This is a genomic window from Streptomyces sp. NPDC017520 (genome assembly GCF_044329855.1).
Lineage (GTDB): Bacteria > Actinomycetota > Actinomycetes > Streptomycetales > Streptomycetaceae > Streptomyces.
On record NZ_JBIRKB010000023.1, the window covers coordinates 59,266 to 75,536 of the forward strand.

The window sequence follows — 16,271 nt, forward strand, 5'->3', positions numbered from 1 at the left end:
CGGGAACGCCCGGTCGGAAGCGCCGGGCCGGCTACGTCGTACTCCCGATCCTCACGCGGGGCAGGTCTGCCCGCATCCCCCCACTGTCGGCAGCAGGTGACCGGCCGCTTCCCGGCGCCTCGGGGTGAGCGGCCGGACAGTGGAATCGTTCCTGCGGTGAACCTTCTCGCCCGCGCGGGTGACCCTGGGGACCGTGGCCTTCGCCGCAGGTAGGTGGAGCCGATACACAGCGGTGGTGATCAAGAATTTCGCGCTCGGATTCAGCGCACTCTCCCTTGCCCTCGCCCCTCTTCTCTCGGCGCCCGTCGCGCAGGCCGCCCCTGCACCTGAAGTGACGACGCTGGCCGATGCGGTCGGTCTGGTGAAGGTCACGGAGGAGGACCGCACCGGCTACACCCGTACGAAGTTCAAGCACTGGAACAGTGGCGACGACGCAGGCGACGGGTGTAACACCCGCGCTGAGGTCCTCATCGCTGAGGCGGTCGTCGCGCCGACGGTGGAGGCCGGCTGCAAGCTGAACGGCGGCACCTGGGTGAGCTACTACGACGGCCAGGAGGTCACCAGCGCCGGCTCCCTGGACATTGACCACATGGTCCCGCTCGCCGAGGCCTGGGACTCCGGTGCCTCGGAGTGGACGGCGGCGCGGCGTGAGGCGTACGCGAACGACCAGGGGGCGACGGTGTCCCTCGTCGCGGTGACCGCGCGCACCAACAGGTCGAAGAGCGACCAGGATCCGGCCGACTGGATGCCGCCGTCCCCGGAGGCGCAGTGCCGGTACGTGGGGGAGTGGGTGTCCACCAAGCTCCGCTGGCAGCTCACTGCGGACGACCGCGAGCTCGAAGCGCTGAAGGTGTTCGCCGAGGGGCCGTGCGAGGACACCATCGTCCGCTACACACCGGCTGCCTGATTCCCGCCCGCTGCCTTGTCGACTGTGGCTGCTCGACGGCCATAAAAGGACCCTGAGCGACGGGCCGGACCCAATACCGAACAGTCGCGGGCCCGGTGGGAGCGGTGGTGGTCGGCAGGCGGGCTCTCGGCGGCGCCCGAGGGGGCAGAGGACCATCCGCTCCCGGACAGAGCGCAGCCGTTCTCCCCGCCACTTCGATGTTCGTGCCGGCCCGGATAGCTCGCCTTTCCACCGTGTCCCGCTCCGTCCAGGCGGGCTCACTGCGGCCGTGACTCCAGTTCCGGGGGATCGGGGGCCGGGGTTAGTGGGTGATGGGGTGGAGGAGGTCGTGGTCGCGTTCGTAGTTCGCCAGGGCGAGGCCGAGGGCGAAGAAGGTGGGTGCCCATTCGCCGACGAAGATGCCCCACCGGTCGGCCCGCGCGGTGCCGGCCGGCTCGACTTTCATCGATCCGCACCAGGAGACGACGGACAGGCCGATCGAGGCGAATGCCGCGGTGTAGGCGTGCTCGGCTTTCAGGCCCTTCTCGTGCAACATCTTGACGATCATGACACTCCAGTCGATGCAGGGATACTGTCTCCATCCACCGTCGCCTCCGGACACGGGCCCCGCATCTCGGATCTTGGTCCATGACGCCCGCCCCTCTACAGGCGGGCAGAGACGTTCCCTGGCGCCCGGTAGGCGTTCCATTCGTACGACCGAGCAAACCCGCCCGGTCTCCGGTGCTCACACCGCGGCATGAGTGCAGCTGCGTTGTCGAGGAGGCCGCAGCCGCCGCGGTAGAGCAGCCAGGCACGAGGGTCAGGCCGCCTCGGTGTCAGGAATCTCGTGCTGGTGCTTCAGCCGCATCCGCGCATCGACGACCTGGCCCTGCTCCACCTGCTCCCAGAACGGGTGCGTCGACACGGCGATGCTCAGCTCCAACAGCTCGGCCCGGAACCGCGCCACCTCAGCATGCTGCTCCTCGGTGTAGCCGGGGCTGTCCGGCTTCGAGGACCGGAAGCCGGAATGCAGCTGTTTCTCGGCCTCCCAGCCGGGCAAGGGTTCCGCCGACCACGGCAGAGAACGGGCGAACTCCTGGTACGAGGCACGGGTCTGGTGGAGGGCGAGCTGGGCGTCGCGGAGGTCTTGGGGGAAGGCGTACGTGGTCACAACTTAATAGTACGGTTGTTCGAATTGGGGATGCGTGGTGCGCGCCGAGAACCTATGGACGCGCCACCCGATCGGACGTGGTGCCCAGGGTGCCCGACTTCTGTCGTCGACCGCAGCGAGCGCGCGAAGTAGGCCACCTTCGACGGAACGCTCCCCGGCGCAGAGGCCTCAGGGTTAGCATCCGCAGGTTCTGAACTCGGGGGAAGGCGAGCGGATGCGGTTTCGGACGTGGCTGGAGTTATGGGGAGCGAGAGCCCTCGACTTTCGCAGTGGTGACGACAAGGGGGAGATCTATCACCGGTGCGTGCTGGCCGCACTCAACGCGCACGAGACGGAGCGACTGCTTGATGTACGCGAGGGGGTAGACCGCGGTGCCGTCCTGCGGCACATGAGGAGAGCACGGTATCGCCGGTACACCACCATCCGCTGCCCATCGCCCGCCTTCGACAGAGCGATCGAGGCACTGGATCAGGCTCGGGAGAAGCACGAGAGAGCGGCGCGTGCGACGCAGTGGGACTGGCGGGTGGCCTGCTCCCTGATCCTTCTCAGTGTCCTAGCACTGTTGATCTTCGGAGGCCCTTTCGTCCTGCTCCTAGCGGCTCTGGTAGCAGCGGTCACGATGATCACCCTGGCCTGGCGTGGCTCCTCGGCGTGGACCGACCTGAGACAGTGCCTGATTGCTGCGGGACTGGGGGTCGGCTGGCTGGTTCAGCGCATAGAGGTAGGGGCGTGCGCCGCTCGGTGGGGTGAGGAACTGCAGGAGGAAGGGGCCAAGCCCGTGGTGGCCGATCTTGTCCGCCACCTGCTGGGTGACGACCCTGATTCTCTCTTCATCCCCGACGCCTACGAATGGGGCCTGCGAGCACCCCGGTCCCCGGGTTACATCGTTGAGAACGTGGCTCGGCGGCAGCTGGAGGGCAAGCTGTCGCATCTTGAGGACGGCACGATCGCCGTCTGCGGGCCACGAGGTGCAGGCAAGACGACGCTTCTGGAGCAGTGCGTCGAAAAGGCCGGCTTCGGCGTGATCGTCCAAGCGCCGGCCACCTACGCACCTCACGACTTCCTGCTGTCACTGTCGGTGCAGCTGTGCGAGAAGTACATGCGCGGCCAGGGCTACGAACCCACCAGCTTTGCGCGACTGTCGCCGGCACGCCGGCTGCTGCGGCGTGTGCGGCTCCGGGCAAAGCGGCTGAGCCGATGGAGTTCCTTCGCCGTGCCCGCCGCCGCCCTGGTGGTGCTAGGCCTGTCCGCCCCGGTGCACTCTCTGTACGAGCAATACACCCCGTCTGTAGCCGACGCCGTGCGCAACTTCACCAACGCGATACGCGACGACATGAAGGCAATCTGGCATGGCCACACAGTCATCGCGAGTTTGACTGTCACGATCGCCGGGATCGTCTGGTGGCGATCGAGGCACGCAGCCTGGCTACCACGCATACTGGGCCGCCTGTGGATGCGCGGCATCAGACCCATAGGACTGCTCCTGGCGTGCGCATCCGCCGCCACAATCCTGTTGGACGGACAGATTCGCCAGCAGGCCCGGCACCTCCACAACACTCAGCCCGAGGGCCTCTACAAAGCCGTCGCCTACGTAGGTGTGCTGCTGGTTGTGTGGTGGGCCTTGCGTCTCGCCCGTGATTCCGAAGCCGTGCTCCCCCTCGGACGGTGGCGCATCTCTTTGGAGAGTATTTTCCGCCTGCCCGCAGCCCTTGCCGGGATCTGCCTGCTGCTGTTGCTCATCGACAACCCGCAGACACGATCCCTTGTGGCGGACCCGGATAACCCGCTGCGGCTGGCAGGCGTCATCGCCGGAGTCCTGTTGTCGAAGGCAGGGGACTGGCGCCCGCAGGAGGAGGAACCCGAACTGGTCACGCGCTGCCGGAACCACCTCTACCGCCTGCAGACGATCCAGCAGGCCACCCACGGCCTGACCACCGGAGGCACTGCCCAGATCATGAGTCTGGGTACGAACCACTCCGCATCCGTCTCCACAGTCCCCCCGAACTACCCGGAACTGGTCGCAGAATTCCGCGACCTGCTCAGATGCATCGCCATCGAGAGAACCGAGGCGCACAAGACCGTCGTGATCGCCATCGACGAAGTCGACCGCCTGGGCGCGGACACCGATGCCCTGGCGTTCCTCCGAGAGATCAAAGCCATCCTGGGGGTCCCCCTGGTCCACTACCTGATCTCCGTTGCCGAAGACGTCGGAGCCGCCTTCGTCCGCAGAGGCCTGCCACACCGCGACGCCACCGACAGCTCCCTGGACGACATCATCCACGTCCAACCCAGCACCCTCAGCGACTCCCGCACCATCCTCGCCAAACGCTCCAAGAGACTGAAAGACCCTCACATCCTGCTCGCCCACGCTCTGTCCGGCGGCATCCTGCGCGACCTGCTCCGCTACGGACTGCAGCTCCGCGAGACACAGGAGAAGGCCCAGTCCTACGAACTCACAGACATTTCCCGTCATCTCATCCTGGAAGAACTCGCGGAAACCTTCGCCGGCTTCCGGACGCTGCTGAGCAAGCAGCAGTGGACGCACGACAACAACAGCGTCCTCGCGTCCTTCCGCACCCTCAGCAGCTACCTGCGCGACCCCTGCCCCTGCGTAGAAGCGGATGTGTTGCGCACACTGGACCACTTCGCCTTCTACGCCGATGGCCCCCAACCACATCCTGTGAACGCCAGCAACTCATCCCACCGGCCACCGGACGACCCCGATCTCAACAGTGACGCACGCCAACTGATCGACGAAGCCTCTGCATACGCCTACTTCTCACTCACCCTGCTCGACATCTTCAGCACCGAAGGACTTGAACGCCGCACGCAACTGGCAGCCGAGCACGGTCAGGACGGCGATCCTGAACGCCTGTCTGACGCACGCCAGGAACTCGGGATATCGCCCTACAGCGCCCGGTCGCTGATCGACACCATCCGCAAGGCGTGGTCACTGCCTCTGGGACCGACTCCTGGCAGCCGCATCCCGGCATCGGCTGTGGAATGCTCCCGCCACGAGAGCCGACCCGCTTCTGTGAGGTGAAAGGAGACGGTTCCGGGAATCGCCTGATGCGCAGTATTCGCACGGCTCGTTGGGAGTGGCACGCCCACGTAAGGAGGAGATGGCGCTGGCGATCGGTAGCGCTCTACGATTCGGGTTGGCATGACACGAACGCCTACCGCCGCCGTCGCAGCGCCCACGCCGCAACGTGACCCAGTCCGGCCAAGGCTCCCCGGCATCTGCCGGCACGGGCCCGTGCAGACTTTCCGCCGCCAGACTCGTTCGGCTGACCCGGGAGGAGCGTGGGTTCCCTGGAGAAGCACATGACGAAGAACGGCTCCAACGCCCGGAAGGCCCGCATCCGCGCCCAGGCCGACAAGTCCGGCGCGACCTATCGCCAGGCCGCTCGGACTGTCGACGATGACCGCGCCGCCCGGATCGCAGCGTCGCGTGCCATCTGGCACAGCCCGGAGAATCTCCGTGACGCACGCGACATCTACCTGGTGAGGCTGTCCGAGGAGGGAGCTGAGCTCCCAGACACGGTGAAGGTCTGCCTCTATGCCCTCACGGATCGCCTCGGCACCGGCACGGCGATCGATCCCCGGGGCGTGAGCTGCACCGTAGAGGAGTTGGCAGCGGCCACCGGTCTGACGCTGTACGCGGCCGAGCACAACATTTACCTCGCGCGAGCCCACGGCTGGATCGCCGACGATGGCAGCCAGGAGTACACCCTGACCGTGCCAGGCGAAGAAGTCGACATCTACGAGTCCCTGCTGCAGAGAGAGAAGAATCCGGTTCGCGACGCAACCGTGTACCAGCAGGCAAGGGAGCGACTCGCCGCCGCGACGATGTATCGCTGAAAGATGCCCCCGGGACTGCTGCTGGCTGGTCGCCTGGCGGGTGCCACGAGTCGATGAACCACCGGCCGTTGGCCACCGTGGCTGGCTGATGAAACGAACAGCGGGACCGGACAGGATCACCCTGCCCGGTCCCGCTGTTCGTGGGTCACCAATTCCTGCCGTGCTTTCCCCTCCACTCGGTAAGTGTGGTCAGAGCGCTCCGGGCCCGGGGGAGTTCGCCTCCGAAGGCGCCAGCGCGAACGAGCGGCCAGGTGTCAGAGAGTTCCGTTTCGATAGCGCCAGCGAGTCCGCTGTTGTTGTAGCCCCCGAAGGAATCGAGAAAGAATTCTCCGGCCCAGGGATAGGCGCGGAATTCGATGTCGGTGTCCATGGCGACCATCGAGGCCAGAAACTCGAACCGGGCACATGCTTCGCTGTAGGTGACATCACTGGGCTCGACGAGGCGGAAGGGCTCGCGCAGCGTGTCCTTTAGCCAGTTGCTCTGTGGGTAGAGCAGTTTGTTTCCGTTCCCGGACCGATGCATGTCGTGCATGCCCTCGATGTTGAGGACCAGGTTGGGATTGAGATACCAGGCCGGCCCTTGCCGGTCGTGGCCGGAGTGGGGAGCGGACCACTCCGGCCGGTAGAGGGTACGAGCAAGGAGTTCCTCACGGTGGCCGAGGATGGCGGCGACGCCGATCGTCCAGGTAGCCAGCAGAGCTGGCAGGTGGCGAAGCTTCTCCAGGTACTCGTTGTATGGGCTCGGCATGGTGTCGCGCAGGCGGACAAGGCGCTCTACAGCACGCCCCCATATGTGGTCGTGGGTGCCGTCGTCGTGGAAGACGCCGTTGGCCAGAAGGTGCAGCAGGGTGTCGCTGTCGACTCGGTAGCCTCGGACGTTGGACCCGAACGTGTCGGCCCAGGCGGAGGACGTGGCACGCACCGGCCTGTGCTCGGGCGCGCTGCGGTGCGTGGTCTGGGTGACGGCGTGGTCGACGAGGTCGAAGAGCTCGATGCGGCGCAAGGGATCGGCCAGGGCGCGCTTCAGTTGTACGACAGCGACGTCGCGAGTGATGGGCGCGGTTGTCATATGGTCGAGAGCTTCTATGCGGCGCACGAGGTCGGTGAACAACTCGTCCGCGCTCTTGCCGTCGATCACCACCGCGTCGTGCTGAGCAGTCAGAGTCCGGGCGGCGTCGCTGAAGCGGCCGTACTGCGACCAGAACAACGGATACCGGCGTGACCGGGTGCCCTCGACGGCCCGGACGAGTGCCTTGTCCCAGTCCGCGGACCACCCGCATACGATCAGCCCGTACTCGTCCAGCACTCGTCCCAGGAGCTGCTGAAGCTCATCGGGATAGGTCTCCAGCTCGTCAACGGTGTTGCGCTGCTCCAAGTCGGCGTAGTCGCCGTGCAGCTTGATCACGGTGACCTGGCTGTGTGCGAGCGGCTTGAGCCCCTTGATCTGGTCCGGGCGGCTTACCACCTGCGGGGAAATCCCTATTTCCTGCAGCGCCCGCTCGGTCAGCCGGTCGAAGTTGGTGGTGAGGATGACGCGCACACTGCCACGCTTGACCAGTTGGGCGATGGCCCGATGTGCTGCCGTCGGACCCTTGGTGTCCTCCTGGTCTTCTGCAGGCTCGAAGTACTTCGCGAGCATCGCCTGCCGGGAAGCAGGCAGCGGTGCAGCCGCGGCCAGCAGCGCCGAGTAGCCCAAGGCCTCGCTGGTGTTGGCCTCCCACCATGCCTCGGGATCGGCCATGGCCTCCGCCTGGGCCTCGGAGTTGTCGGGGTCACGGATGGCGGCGACCTTCCCGACGACGTCCTGCACGATCCCCCAGCCGGTTTTTACCCCCGAGGCGATAGAGACGCCGGCCCCCAGCAGCAGCGCGTACACGCCCGGGCTTGCGTGAACGTTCAAGGCCATGGCCATTGGAGGCTCAATCAGTCCTCCGGCCGGAACGACGATTGGCCCGCTCGTAGCTTCGCTCACCACGCACTTCTCCTTATGCCGATGGTCCGCCCGTTAGGCGAAGGCTCATCAACTCTGACAGCAGAGTACCGCAGTAATCGTCACTATGACGAGAAAGTGTGATCGAGCCGACGCATGGGAACTGTGCTGCTCCTATCCTCCGGCAGCCCGAGCCCGAGCCCGAGCCCGAGCCCGAGCCCGAGCCCGAGCCCGAGCCCGAGCCCGAGCCCGAGCCGCAGAGTGCCCGGCGGCTGTTCCGCCACACTCTGTGCGGCGGGGGACGCTATGGCGCCCCCGCTCCTCTATCAGCTGCTGGTCCAGGTGGTTGCGGCCTGGATGGGGGCGGGTCGGGGGCGTCCGGGGGAGGGGGTGCGTTTGCCGGCTGTGCTCAGGACCTTCCCGAAGGCGGCGATGAGGTCTTCGACCCGGGCGGCGGGCCCCGAGCCGGAGACTGGTGGGGGTGCCGCAGGCGCGGTCTCGGACCCAGTCTCGGGCGAAGCCTTGAGGGCCTGGTGCCACAGGGGTTCGAAGTAGGTGTACTCGCCGTCGAGCGTCTGGACGAGGATCTGGACGTCTTCCCAGGATCCGGCGGTGGTTCCGTCGAGGAGCCCGCTGACGAGTTCCTGGGAGAGCGCGTAGCCGCTGTTCACGTAGACCGACCACGGAGTCGGGCTCCCGGCCCGATGATGCAGATGACGTAGCGCGGAAGCGAGCACCTGCGGCTTCGCCGCTTTGCGGTTCCGGCGCACCTCCGCGTCCTCCCACACCTTCCGGAGGACCTCGGGATCGGCGCCGCAGGCGCGGGCGAGCGACGCGGTCGCCTCCCAGCTGGGGAACCTTTCTCCGTTCATCGCTCTCGACAGGAAGCTGGGAGAGAGCGCCGTTCTCTTGCTGAGAGCCCGGAGGCTGTGGCCCGATGCCCGCTGAAGGTTGCTCAGCACGCAGGCGAAGTCCTGAGGCCCGGGAGCACAGGGTTCCGGCGACGGGTCTGGGCTCTCCTCCTCGGAAGTCTCGGTGGGGTCTGCCGGCACAGCGAAGGGAGAGGAGGGGGGAGAGCGCAGCCGAGGGAGAGCTCCGGGGGGTTGGACGGGGCGCGGGCACCCTGACGTGAGCGCGGCTCAGGGCCCGCTGCACCACCGAGGAGTTGTACTTCTTGCGCACGGTGTCTTTGCTCATGCATCACCTCCCACGACGCGCCCATGCGCTTCGTGCGGCCGACCACGGGCGGCAGGAGCTGCTCGATGCGCCGTTGCAGCTGGAGCAGCCGTTCCAGCGGCTGCTCTGCATCCGGCGTCGGGGTGTTCAGGGCGCGCTGCAGGTCGCGGACCTCTGCCTGCACCGCGCTGAGCTCGATGCGCAGGAAGGTGTCGAACTGGCTGGTGTCGGGAGGCAGCTTCTGCCGCTGGGTGTGCGCGGTCTGCCGGCATTTCGTGCTGCAGTACTCGCCCGGCCGCCCGGTGCGCCGAACCGTTCGCAGGCCCCCGCACCATTTACAGTTGTCAGGCGAAAATGTGTTCCCCACCATGCTGCTTTCGCTTTCTGCCATGTCAGCCCCCGGGCGACGAAACGGGTTCTGCCGCCCGGGGAATCGTGATGAAAACGGGTACTCAACCGGCCGTTTCGTCAGAGAAACGACCCGGTGTTGTCTGAAGGGCAGTCAGCGGCGCTTCGTGTTCAGCCACACCATGAGCGCCCAGAGAGCCACGGGCACGGCCATGATGGCCAGGGCCGCGTACCCGGGCGACCCGGGAACCACGATCAGCGGGGGAAAGGCGACGGCCGCGGCACCGTGCGAAGCCTGGGCGGTGTTGCCCGGGGCCTCTGAGTTGTTGACAGACATGTTGTTGTCCGCGACCAATTTGTTACTGTCGCCTGCGAGTCGGCGCCAGAGGCGTTTGATTCGAGATCGATCCGGGGACGTAGGCAAAGAGACCGCCTGGGCCGGCGTCACATGAGGAGCGCGAGCTCGGGTCCGTGAGAAGAGCGGGTTCGCGCTCCGTGAGCGTAATGACACGCTCTGCCCAACGCCATTCGGGCATATGCGCCCATTGCCTATGCAAGTCCGGGCTGATCGGACACTTTCGTCGCCACCGGACGGGCAATCCGCATGCAATTCCGATAAGAGCACCCATTCGGGCCATGATCTTGGTATTACCAGCGAAGGCCACCTTCGGGCGCCGCGGTCGCCGAAGAAAGGCCCACACCCACGAGGCACCGATCCGCCTGCGGCCAGGTCCCCCGAACGCCGGCGCGTCCCGTCGGACCGCCATCGCCGACGCACTGAACTGCCGTCACGGGTCTTGGGCGTGCAAGCCAGAGCCACCAGCAGGTCGCGATGCCGAGCCTCAGGCTCCTCCAGTGATCACGGTCCGCTGAGGATGTCGTGGGTGCCGATGCGTCGCCAGATGACGTGCGGTGTGCCAGGGCGGACCTCACTCCCGTACTCGAACGTGGCGCGTCCTGCGGGGCCGGTGCCCATGGACCAGGTGAGTTCGTAGATGCGGGCTGCGCGTTGGACGCGCTTGACCCGTAACCCGGGGCGGAACTGGCGGCCGGTGCGCAGGTCGTCGACGAAGGCCGCCACGGTCCGGCGGAACCGGCGGCGCTGCGCCGGGGTGAGACGGTCTAAGTCGGTGGTGAAGCGGGGCAGCGTCTCGTAGGTCGGCACGTCGGTCCTCCAGGCAGCAAGAAGCCCCCGGCGCTGCCGGGGGCGGAGAGTTGGTGACGTGGTGCATGGCGAGGCGTTCACGGCCGGCGGGTGGGGGAGTGGTTCGTAGATGTACGTGTGGTGGCGATAGAGGCGTCTACTGATGCGACTTGGGGCGTGTGGTGTGGGTGTGGCCGTGGCCGCGCAGCATTTACATGGCCCCGGTGAGGTCCGCCCGGCGGGCACGATGCGGCTGCGGATGCCCGCAGGGCGGGATCGGCCGTGAAGTTCCGCTGAACTCTCCCGCCGCACGGCATCGACTCTTTTGACCAGGTCAGAGCCGGTGTTCGCTGCCGGGATGCTGAGTGTCGCGAAGGTGCAGAGGCCCAATGCGTGGCGGTATTACGTGCGCGGGGTCGCGTTCGGGGACGGCCGCCGCCCGGTAGGCCAGTCGCTGAAGGCCGCCCAGGAGGAGGCCGGTCTCCCGCCGGGTCGGTGGCGGGGGCGCGGCTTGGCCGGCCTTGGGCTGACCGAGGGGGCGGAGGTGTCCGAGCGGCAAATGGAGCTGGTCTTCGGGCAGGGCCGGCACCCGGACGCCGACCGGATCGAGCAGCGCCTCCTGGACGACACTGTCGATCCGGCCGCCGCGCGGCGGGCGACCGTGCTGGGGCAGCCGATCGAGGAGATCGAGGCCCGCAACCAGACTCCGCTGCTCGCCCTGGACTTCACCTTCCGCCCGCAGGCGTCCCTCACGGTGCTGTGGGCGCTGGGCGACGCCCATACGCGGCGGGTCATCGAGCGTGCGCACGAGCGGGCCGTCGCCCAGGCGTTGCGCTGGCTCGAGGACGATGTCGCGGAGACCCGGTGGTCCTCGGGCCGCGGCCGCGCGAAGACACCGGCACTCGTGGTCGCGGCGTTCCGGCACTTCGACAACCGGGACGGGTTCCCGCTGCTGCATGAGCACTGCCTGGTCCTGAACCGCGTTCAGCGCAGGGGTGCTGACGGTGAGCCGAGGTGGGGTGCGCTGGACACGACGCGGCTCTACAAGCATGTGGTGGCGGCCGGGACGCTCTACACCCTGGCGATGACGACGGAGGTGTGCGAGGGGCTCGGGCTCGCGACGGTGCCTCGGGAAGTGACGCCGGGCCTGCGGCCGGTGATGGAGATAGCCGGTGTCGACCAGGTTCTCATCGACTGGTCCTCCACCCGCCGCCAGCGGATCGAGGACGCCCTGGAGGGCCTCACCTACACCTGGGTCCAGGAGCACGGGCGGCTGCCCGGCGAGAAGGCCCGCCACGGCCTGGGGTGGCAGGCGGCGCAGGACACCCGCCCGGAGAAGAAGACCCCGCGCCCGCTGGAGCAGCTGCTCGCGCGGTGGCGAGCGTCCGCGGTGCTGGCGTTCGGCACGCGGATGGTCGACGGGCTCGTGGACCGCTGCCGTGCGGTCGGGGCGGCGCTCCGGGCCCGGGTGGACCCGGTGGTGGACACGGCGCTCGCCGCCGTCGACGTCGCCGCGGTCGTCTTCACCGTCCGCAGGAACTTCGCCCGCCGCCACGTCCTGGCCGAAGCCCGCCGGCACCTGCTGGAGACCCTGCGCGGCCGCGCGTTCGCCCGCGGCCTGGACGACTACATCGCGAACCGCGCCCTGGCCGACCACGGCCGCCAGACCACCGTGCCCCAGCCCGGCCGTCGCGCCCCGGCCGCCGACCGGATCTTCTACACCGCCGACTTCACCGAGCCCGAACCCTGGTGGATCGCCGGCACCGACGGCAACCCGCCCCGGCAGTCGTCCCGCTACGAGCGGGCCCGGGTCGCCAGCCTCGCCGTCCGCAAAGCGATCCGCGCCGCCCCCGCCCTGCCCACCCAGCAGGGCGACACCCCGGCCGCGACGACATCGACCGCCGCGCACGCCGTCGACCACCCCGGCCGCGACGCCGCCCTCACACCGGCGCAGCGGGCGGCCGCCGTCCACACCCACCAGCAGGCCGCGATGCCCGACGCGTACCTGGAAGGCCGGACGACCGACCCGGCGACATGGCTGCGCACACCGGAGAACCTGGACCGGCTCGCCGCCATCACCCGCGAGGCCAACGCCCGCCGCCGCGCCATCGCGAACGGACGGAACCCGGCCGCCGCCCCGGGCCCTCCGGCCGACCGCCACCGCCAGGAGCACGAGCAGCAGCGGCAGCCCGGCCAGGACCAAGGACAGGGCTTCCAGCCGTGACAGCCCGTCCCGCCCGCCGGGCGGGACGGGCGGTGCAGTCACGGGCCAGACGCCGGGATACGACCTGTCGCCCACCGCCGAGATCACCGGGGAGCGGCGAAGGTACGGGGGACCGATCGCTGCCTTCGAGCACGGAGGCCTCATGGTTGCCCCGACACTGCCGCACCTGTCACCGGCGCAGCGGGAGCGCCTGGAGCAGCTCGCCGACGCGGCCCGGCTGCGCACCGCGCTGTACCCATCGCCGAAGCCGACGCCCGCCCGGCGTCGCGTCCGCTCCCGGCAGTACCCCGGAGGCTGGCCGCACCTGGGGCGCACCGGGCGGGGCCGCCGGAGATGAGTGGCGACCACGGTGTTGCGGTTCGGCTGGTCCACTCCGGTGCGCCCCACCGCGCACCACCGGGTGGGGGCGTGTGGGGCGTCCCGACATCCGGTGCGCTCGGTGCGCTGCAGCGGGTGCACCGGTGTGCCCGGCGACGCACTCCCACCGCACCACCGCTCCGCACGGCGGGAGTGGACACCACTTCCGCCCGTTCCACCCGGTGCATGTACGGAGGGTGACGGCGCATCGGATGCGGTGCACTCGGCGCACCCTCCTTGACCAGGTGTGCCGCCTGACTCCACTCAGCCCACCGGATGGAAAGCAACCCTTGTCCAGCTACGAGTTCCGGCGTGATCTTCGACGTTTCCCCTTGACCTCGTCCGCTACCTCTCCGGCAACGCCCGGCGCCGGGCTCCCGGTGCACGGCGGCGAAGGGGATCTCTCTCTCTCTCTCTCTCTCGCACACCGCGCGTCACCGTCCGTAAGAGGTGCGTGGCGCGGACACTGCCTCGCACCGCCGTATCGAGGCGCGTTCCACCGGGTGGAAGTGCACGACATCGTCCCCATCGGGTGGAGAGTGGAGGCCACCGAGAAGTGCACCAGGCGCGGTGGAGCCCACTCGGTGCGCTCCACCGGGTGGGGGAGTGCGTTTCATCGCGCGCAACTCAGCGCACCATGCGCGCCGGTCCGCACCGGCGCGCCGCCAGCCCGGATATCCGGTGCGCTACAGACGTGGGCGGCGCAGGTTCTCCTTGGCCGACAGCAGCCCGAGGACGGCGTGCTCCTGGTGGTGGGCGTGCCAGCGTTCCGCCAGGGCCCGGTCGGTGAACAGGGCCAGCCCCCGCGCCGTCTCTGAGGTCAGGTCGACGGCCTCGAAGCCGCCGGCGGGCTGGACGAACTCGCGCGCGATGTCGTGGAACCGCGGGCCCTGGAAGTAGGAGACGTGGACGTCGGCGGGGGCCAGAGGCTGGCCGCTCTCGTCGGACACGAACGTGTTCGATGCCTTGCGGGACTCGTAGTAGGTGTTGACCTGCGGCTGGATCTCGGTGCGCATCGCGGCTAGCACGCGCTGCCGGTGGGTGGGGGCGTCCAGGCACTTCTGGTACGAGAAGGCGACCTTGCTGCCATCGACCAGGACCGCTTCCGGGCCCTTGTGGTGACCACGCGGGGTGGGGATGATCCGGAAGCGGTCCACCCCCGGGCCGACCTTCTCCGCCGCGTCGGGGTGCATGTCCAGCAGGTCCCGCAACAGCAGGTCGTCGTCCTCCTGGTCGACGTCATGCCCGAGGCCATAGCGGCCCAGGACCGCCTGCACCGCTTCCTGTCGGGCCTTCTTCGTCGCGTAGCGGCGCGGGCCGATCCAGACCTCGGGCACGTTGAGCTCCTCTGCCAAGCGGGTGACGGGAGCGCTCACGCTAGAGCACGTCCCCCGGCCCGGACGGGGCTTCGCTCTCGCTGTCAGCCTGCCGGGGGACAGGAAGCCGATCGTGATGCCGCTCACGAACAAAACGGGAGGACATGGGGGTGGTCCAGGAGGAATGGACACCCGCTGCTGTTGATCGTCAGACGACGGTCAAGGGGTGGCTTCACACGGTGGCCCCGGCCCGCGCGCACATCCGCTCACGAGCCGGACGACTGCCGACCCGGCCCGCAGGCCGGAGAATCCGAGGACACCGTGCCCGCCGACCTCACTCCCGACCCCGCCTTCGAGCCGCACGAGCCACACGAGCCGGCCGACCGCAGCCCCGCTGACGGCGGCGACCAGGCCCCGTCGGCCCCCTCCAGGGGCCCCTCCATCGCCCCCTCCACGGCCTTGTCGGCCGCCGGACGCGTCGGTGCAGGTCAGCCCCGGAAACCGGGGGTCCCCGACACGTTCGACAACCCTTCTAAGTCTTTGAAGCAGACATGGAAGCCGACTCACACCAGGAAGAAGGAAGTGCTGACGGCCCTGGGGATCTTCCAGAGGGCTACCGCTGACCACCTGTGGCGGATGCTGCGTCCCGGCGACCGGCACGACCGGTGCACGAGGGACACCCTCAACGCCCTCAAGGGCGAGGGGAAGGTCCGGGTGGAGACGCGGCTGGAGTCGGGACACCAGTTGTGGGTGCTGACCGAGCGAGGACACAAGGAAGCCAAGCAGCTGCTCCCGAAGAGCGCGCGGATGTCCGTGCTGCGCAAGCTCCAGTACGACGACGACGGAGAGCCGGTCGACGGCGACGGCTACGACGAACACGGCGCCGCCGTCACCTCGACCGCGGCCGTGCTCACCGGGGCCGGGTTCGGCACCCCGCTGTCCTGGCAGACCGAGATCGCCCACCGCCTGCCATACGGGTACACCCAGTACGCCGACCTGACGATGCGCGCCCCGGACGCCGGAGTGCCCGCGATGCTCCTGGAGGTCGACCGCGTCAACGAGCCCGTCGACGACCTGACGGCGAAGCTGCGCCGCTACAACGACTGGTTCGAGCTCCTGGCGCCGAAGGCCGACAAGGACAAGGAGAAGGCCGCCCGGCGGCAGGGTGCGGCGGTACACGACTTCCGACTGTGGTCACGGATCTACCCGGCGACCGGCCGCGAGGGCTACGTGCCGGTGGCGTTCGTGTTCACGGGCAAGACGGCAGCGCAGCGCGAGAGCCGGATGCGCCGCTTGGAACAGGCCGCCCGCCGCTACTTCGCCGGCACCCCGTACCCGTGGGCCGGGTTCACGGCCGTCGACTACCACCAGACGGTGCCCGTGGTCGTCACCGAGCTGGAGCGCATCACCGCCGACCCGGCCGGGGCCGCGGGCCGTGTGTGGCGGCGGCTCGGGCGCGATGAGTGGCAGACGCTGACCGAGGCCCTGGACACCCCGGACGGCGAGCGGCTCTACCGGATCGAAGGGGAGCAGTCCCGCCGGCGGCAGGCGGAACGCAAGGCCGCGGAGCGGGAGGCGCAGCGCCCGCTGTGCACCCGGTGCGGGACGAAATTCACCGACGAACGCTGGCAGTCGGTCATCCAGACCTCATGGCGCAGCACCGGAGACAACCTGTGCGGGCAGTGCAGGAAGGAGGACGTCGACCGGGCGGAGGCTGAGCGCGCTGCGCGCCGCGAGGCAGAGGAGACCGCAGTGCGGGAGGCGGCCGAAGCGGACGCGAAGAAGAGCCGCGGACTGTTCGGCCGCCGCCGGTAGCCCACGGGCCCGGTCACGGCTGCGTGCTGGTCGCGTCCTGGCC

14 protein-coding genes are annotated in these 16,271 nt (G+C 68.7%); 7 read left to right on the forward strand and 7 right to left on the reverse strand.

Features of this window, described 5'->3' with window-relative positions; genetic code table 11:
* Positions 1 to 235 precede the first annotated feature (235 nt).
* Entirely contained in the window at positions 236 to 907 is a 672-nt protein-coding gene (locus ACH4KB_RS34520) for an HNH endonuclease family protein (protein WP_398070484.1), read from the forward strand.
* 301 nt (positions 908 to 1,208) lie between these two features.
* On the opposite strand, the gene ACH4KB_RS34525 is transcribed toward ACH4KB_RS34520, so the two are convergent.
* Positions 1,209 to 1,454, reverse strand: a complete 246-nt coding sequence (locus tag ACH4KB_RS34525; protein WP_030815810.1) for a hypothetical protein — start codon at positions 1,452 to 1,454, stop codon at positions 1,209 to 1,211.
* A 252-nt stretch (positions 1,455 to 1,706) separates the two neighbouring features.
* The gene (locus ACH4KB_RS34530) at positions 1,707 to 2,057 is read right to left on the reverse strand and encodes a hypothetical protein (protein ID WP_398070486.1); all 351 of its coding nucleotides are present in this window, start codon (positions 2,055 to 2,057) and stop codon (positions 1,707 to 1,709) included.
* A 304-nt stretch (positions 2,058 to 2,361) separates the two neighbouring features.
* Here ACH4KB_RS34530 and ACH4KB_RS34535 point away from each other — a divergent pair, with 304 nt between their 5' ends.
* Together ACH4KB_RS34535 and ACH4KB_RS34540 are read left to right on the forward strand one after the other, a co-directional pair.
* Complete coding sequence (locus ACH4KB_RS34535; RefSeq protein WP_398070488.1) at positions 2,362 to 5,100, forward strand: hypothetical protein; 2,739 nt, start codon at positions 2,362 to 2,364, stop codon at positions 5,098 to 5,100.
* Positions 5,101 to 5,381: 281 nt separating this feature from the next.
* Complete coding sequence (locus ACH4KB_RS34540) at positions 5,382 to 5,918, forward strand: hypothetical protein (RefSeq protein ID WP_398070490.1); 537 nt, start codon at positions 5,382 to 5,384, stop codon at positions 5,916 to 5,918.
* A gap of 145 nt (positions 5,919 to 6,063) precedes the next feature.
* Here the strand turns inward: ACH4KB_RS34540 and ACH4KB_RS34545 are convergent, their stop codons facing one another.
* Both ACH4KB_RS34545 and ACH4KB_RS34550 read right to left on the reverse strand, forming a co-directional pair.
* Positions 6,064 to 7,893, reverse strand: coding sequence for an SIR2 family protein (locus tag ACH4KB_RS34545; RefSeq protein ID WP_398070492.1), 1,830 nt, complete (start codon positions 7,891 to 7,893; stop codon positions 6,064 to 6,066).
* A gap of 281 nt (positions 7,894 to 8,174) precedes the next feature.
* Positions 8,175 to 8,900: a helix-turn-helix domain-containing protein gene (locus ACH4KB_RS34550; RefSeq protein WP_398070494.1), complete on the reverse strand. Its 726-nt coding sequence runs from the start codon at positions 8,898 to 8,900 to the stop codon at positions 8,175 to 8,177.
* A 122-nt stretch (positions 8,901 to 9,022) separates the two neighbouring features.
* Here ACH4KB_RS34550 and ACH4KB_RS34555 point away from each other — a divergent pair, with 122 nt between their 5' ends.
* Positions 9,023 to 9,463, forward strand: coding sequence for a hypothetical protein (locus ACH4KB_RS34555; protein WP_398070496.1), 441 nt, complete (start codon positions 9,023 to 9,025; stop codon positions 9,461 to 9,463).
* A 63-nt stretch (positions 9,464 to 9,526) separates the two neighbouring features.
* Here ACH4KB_RS34555 and ACH4KB_RS34560 read toward each other — a convergent pair whose 3' ends face one another.
* Positions 9,527 to 9,709: a hypothetical protein gene (locus ACH4KB_RS34560; protein WP_398070498.1), complete on the reverse strand. Its 183-nt coding sequence runs from the start codon at positions 9,707 to 9,709 to the stop codon at positions 9,527 to 9,529.
* A gap of 522 nt (positions 9,710 to 10,231) precedes the next feature.
* Positions 10,232 to 10,537, reverse strand: coding sequence for a hypothetical protein (locus ACH4KB_RS34565; RefSeq protein ID WP_398070500.1), 306 nt, complete (start codon positions 10,535 to 10,537; stop codon positions 10,232 to 10,234).
* 337 nt (positions 10,538 to 10,874) lie between these two features.
* On the opposite strand from ACH4KB_RS34565, the gene mobF reads away from it, so the two are divergent.
* Complete coding sequence (gene mobF / locus ACH4KB_RS34570) at positions 10,875 to 12,740, forward strand: MobF family relaxase (protein ID WP_398070502.1); 1,866 nt, start codon at positions 10,875 to 10,877, stop codon at positions 12,738 to 12,740.
* A 142-nt stretch (positions 12,741 to 12,882) separates the two neighbouring features.
* A complete protein-coding gene (locus tag ACH4KB_RS34575) occupies positions 12,883 to 13,077 on the forward strand; it encodes a hypothetical protein (protein ID WP_398070503.1) in 195 nt (64 codons plus the stop codon).
* 706 nt (positions 13,078 to 13,783) lie between these two features.
* Here the strand turns inward: ACH4KB_RS34575 and ACH4KB_RS34580 are convergent.
* A complete protein-coding gene (locus ACH4KB_RS34580; protein ID WP_398070505.1) occupies positions 13,784 to 14,452 on the reverse strand; it encodes a DUF3223 domain-containing protein in 669 nt (222 codons plus the stop codon).
* A 543-nt stretch (positions 14,453 to 14,995) separates the two neighbouring features.
* Here ACH4KB_RS34580 and ACH4KB_RS34585 point away from each other — a divergent pair.
* The gene (locus ACH4KB_RS34585; RefSeq protein WP_398070507.1) at positions 14,996 to 16,228 is read left to right on the forward strand and encodes a replication-relaxation family protein; all 1,233 of its coding nucleotides are present in this window, start codon (positions 14,996 to 14,998) and stop codon (positions 16,226 to 16,228) included.
* The last annotated feature ends 43 nt before the right edge of the window (positions 16,229 to 16,271 follow it).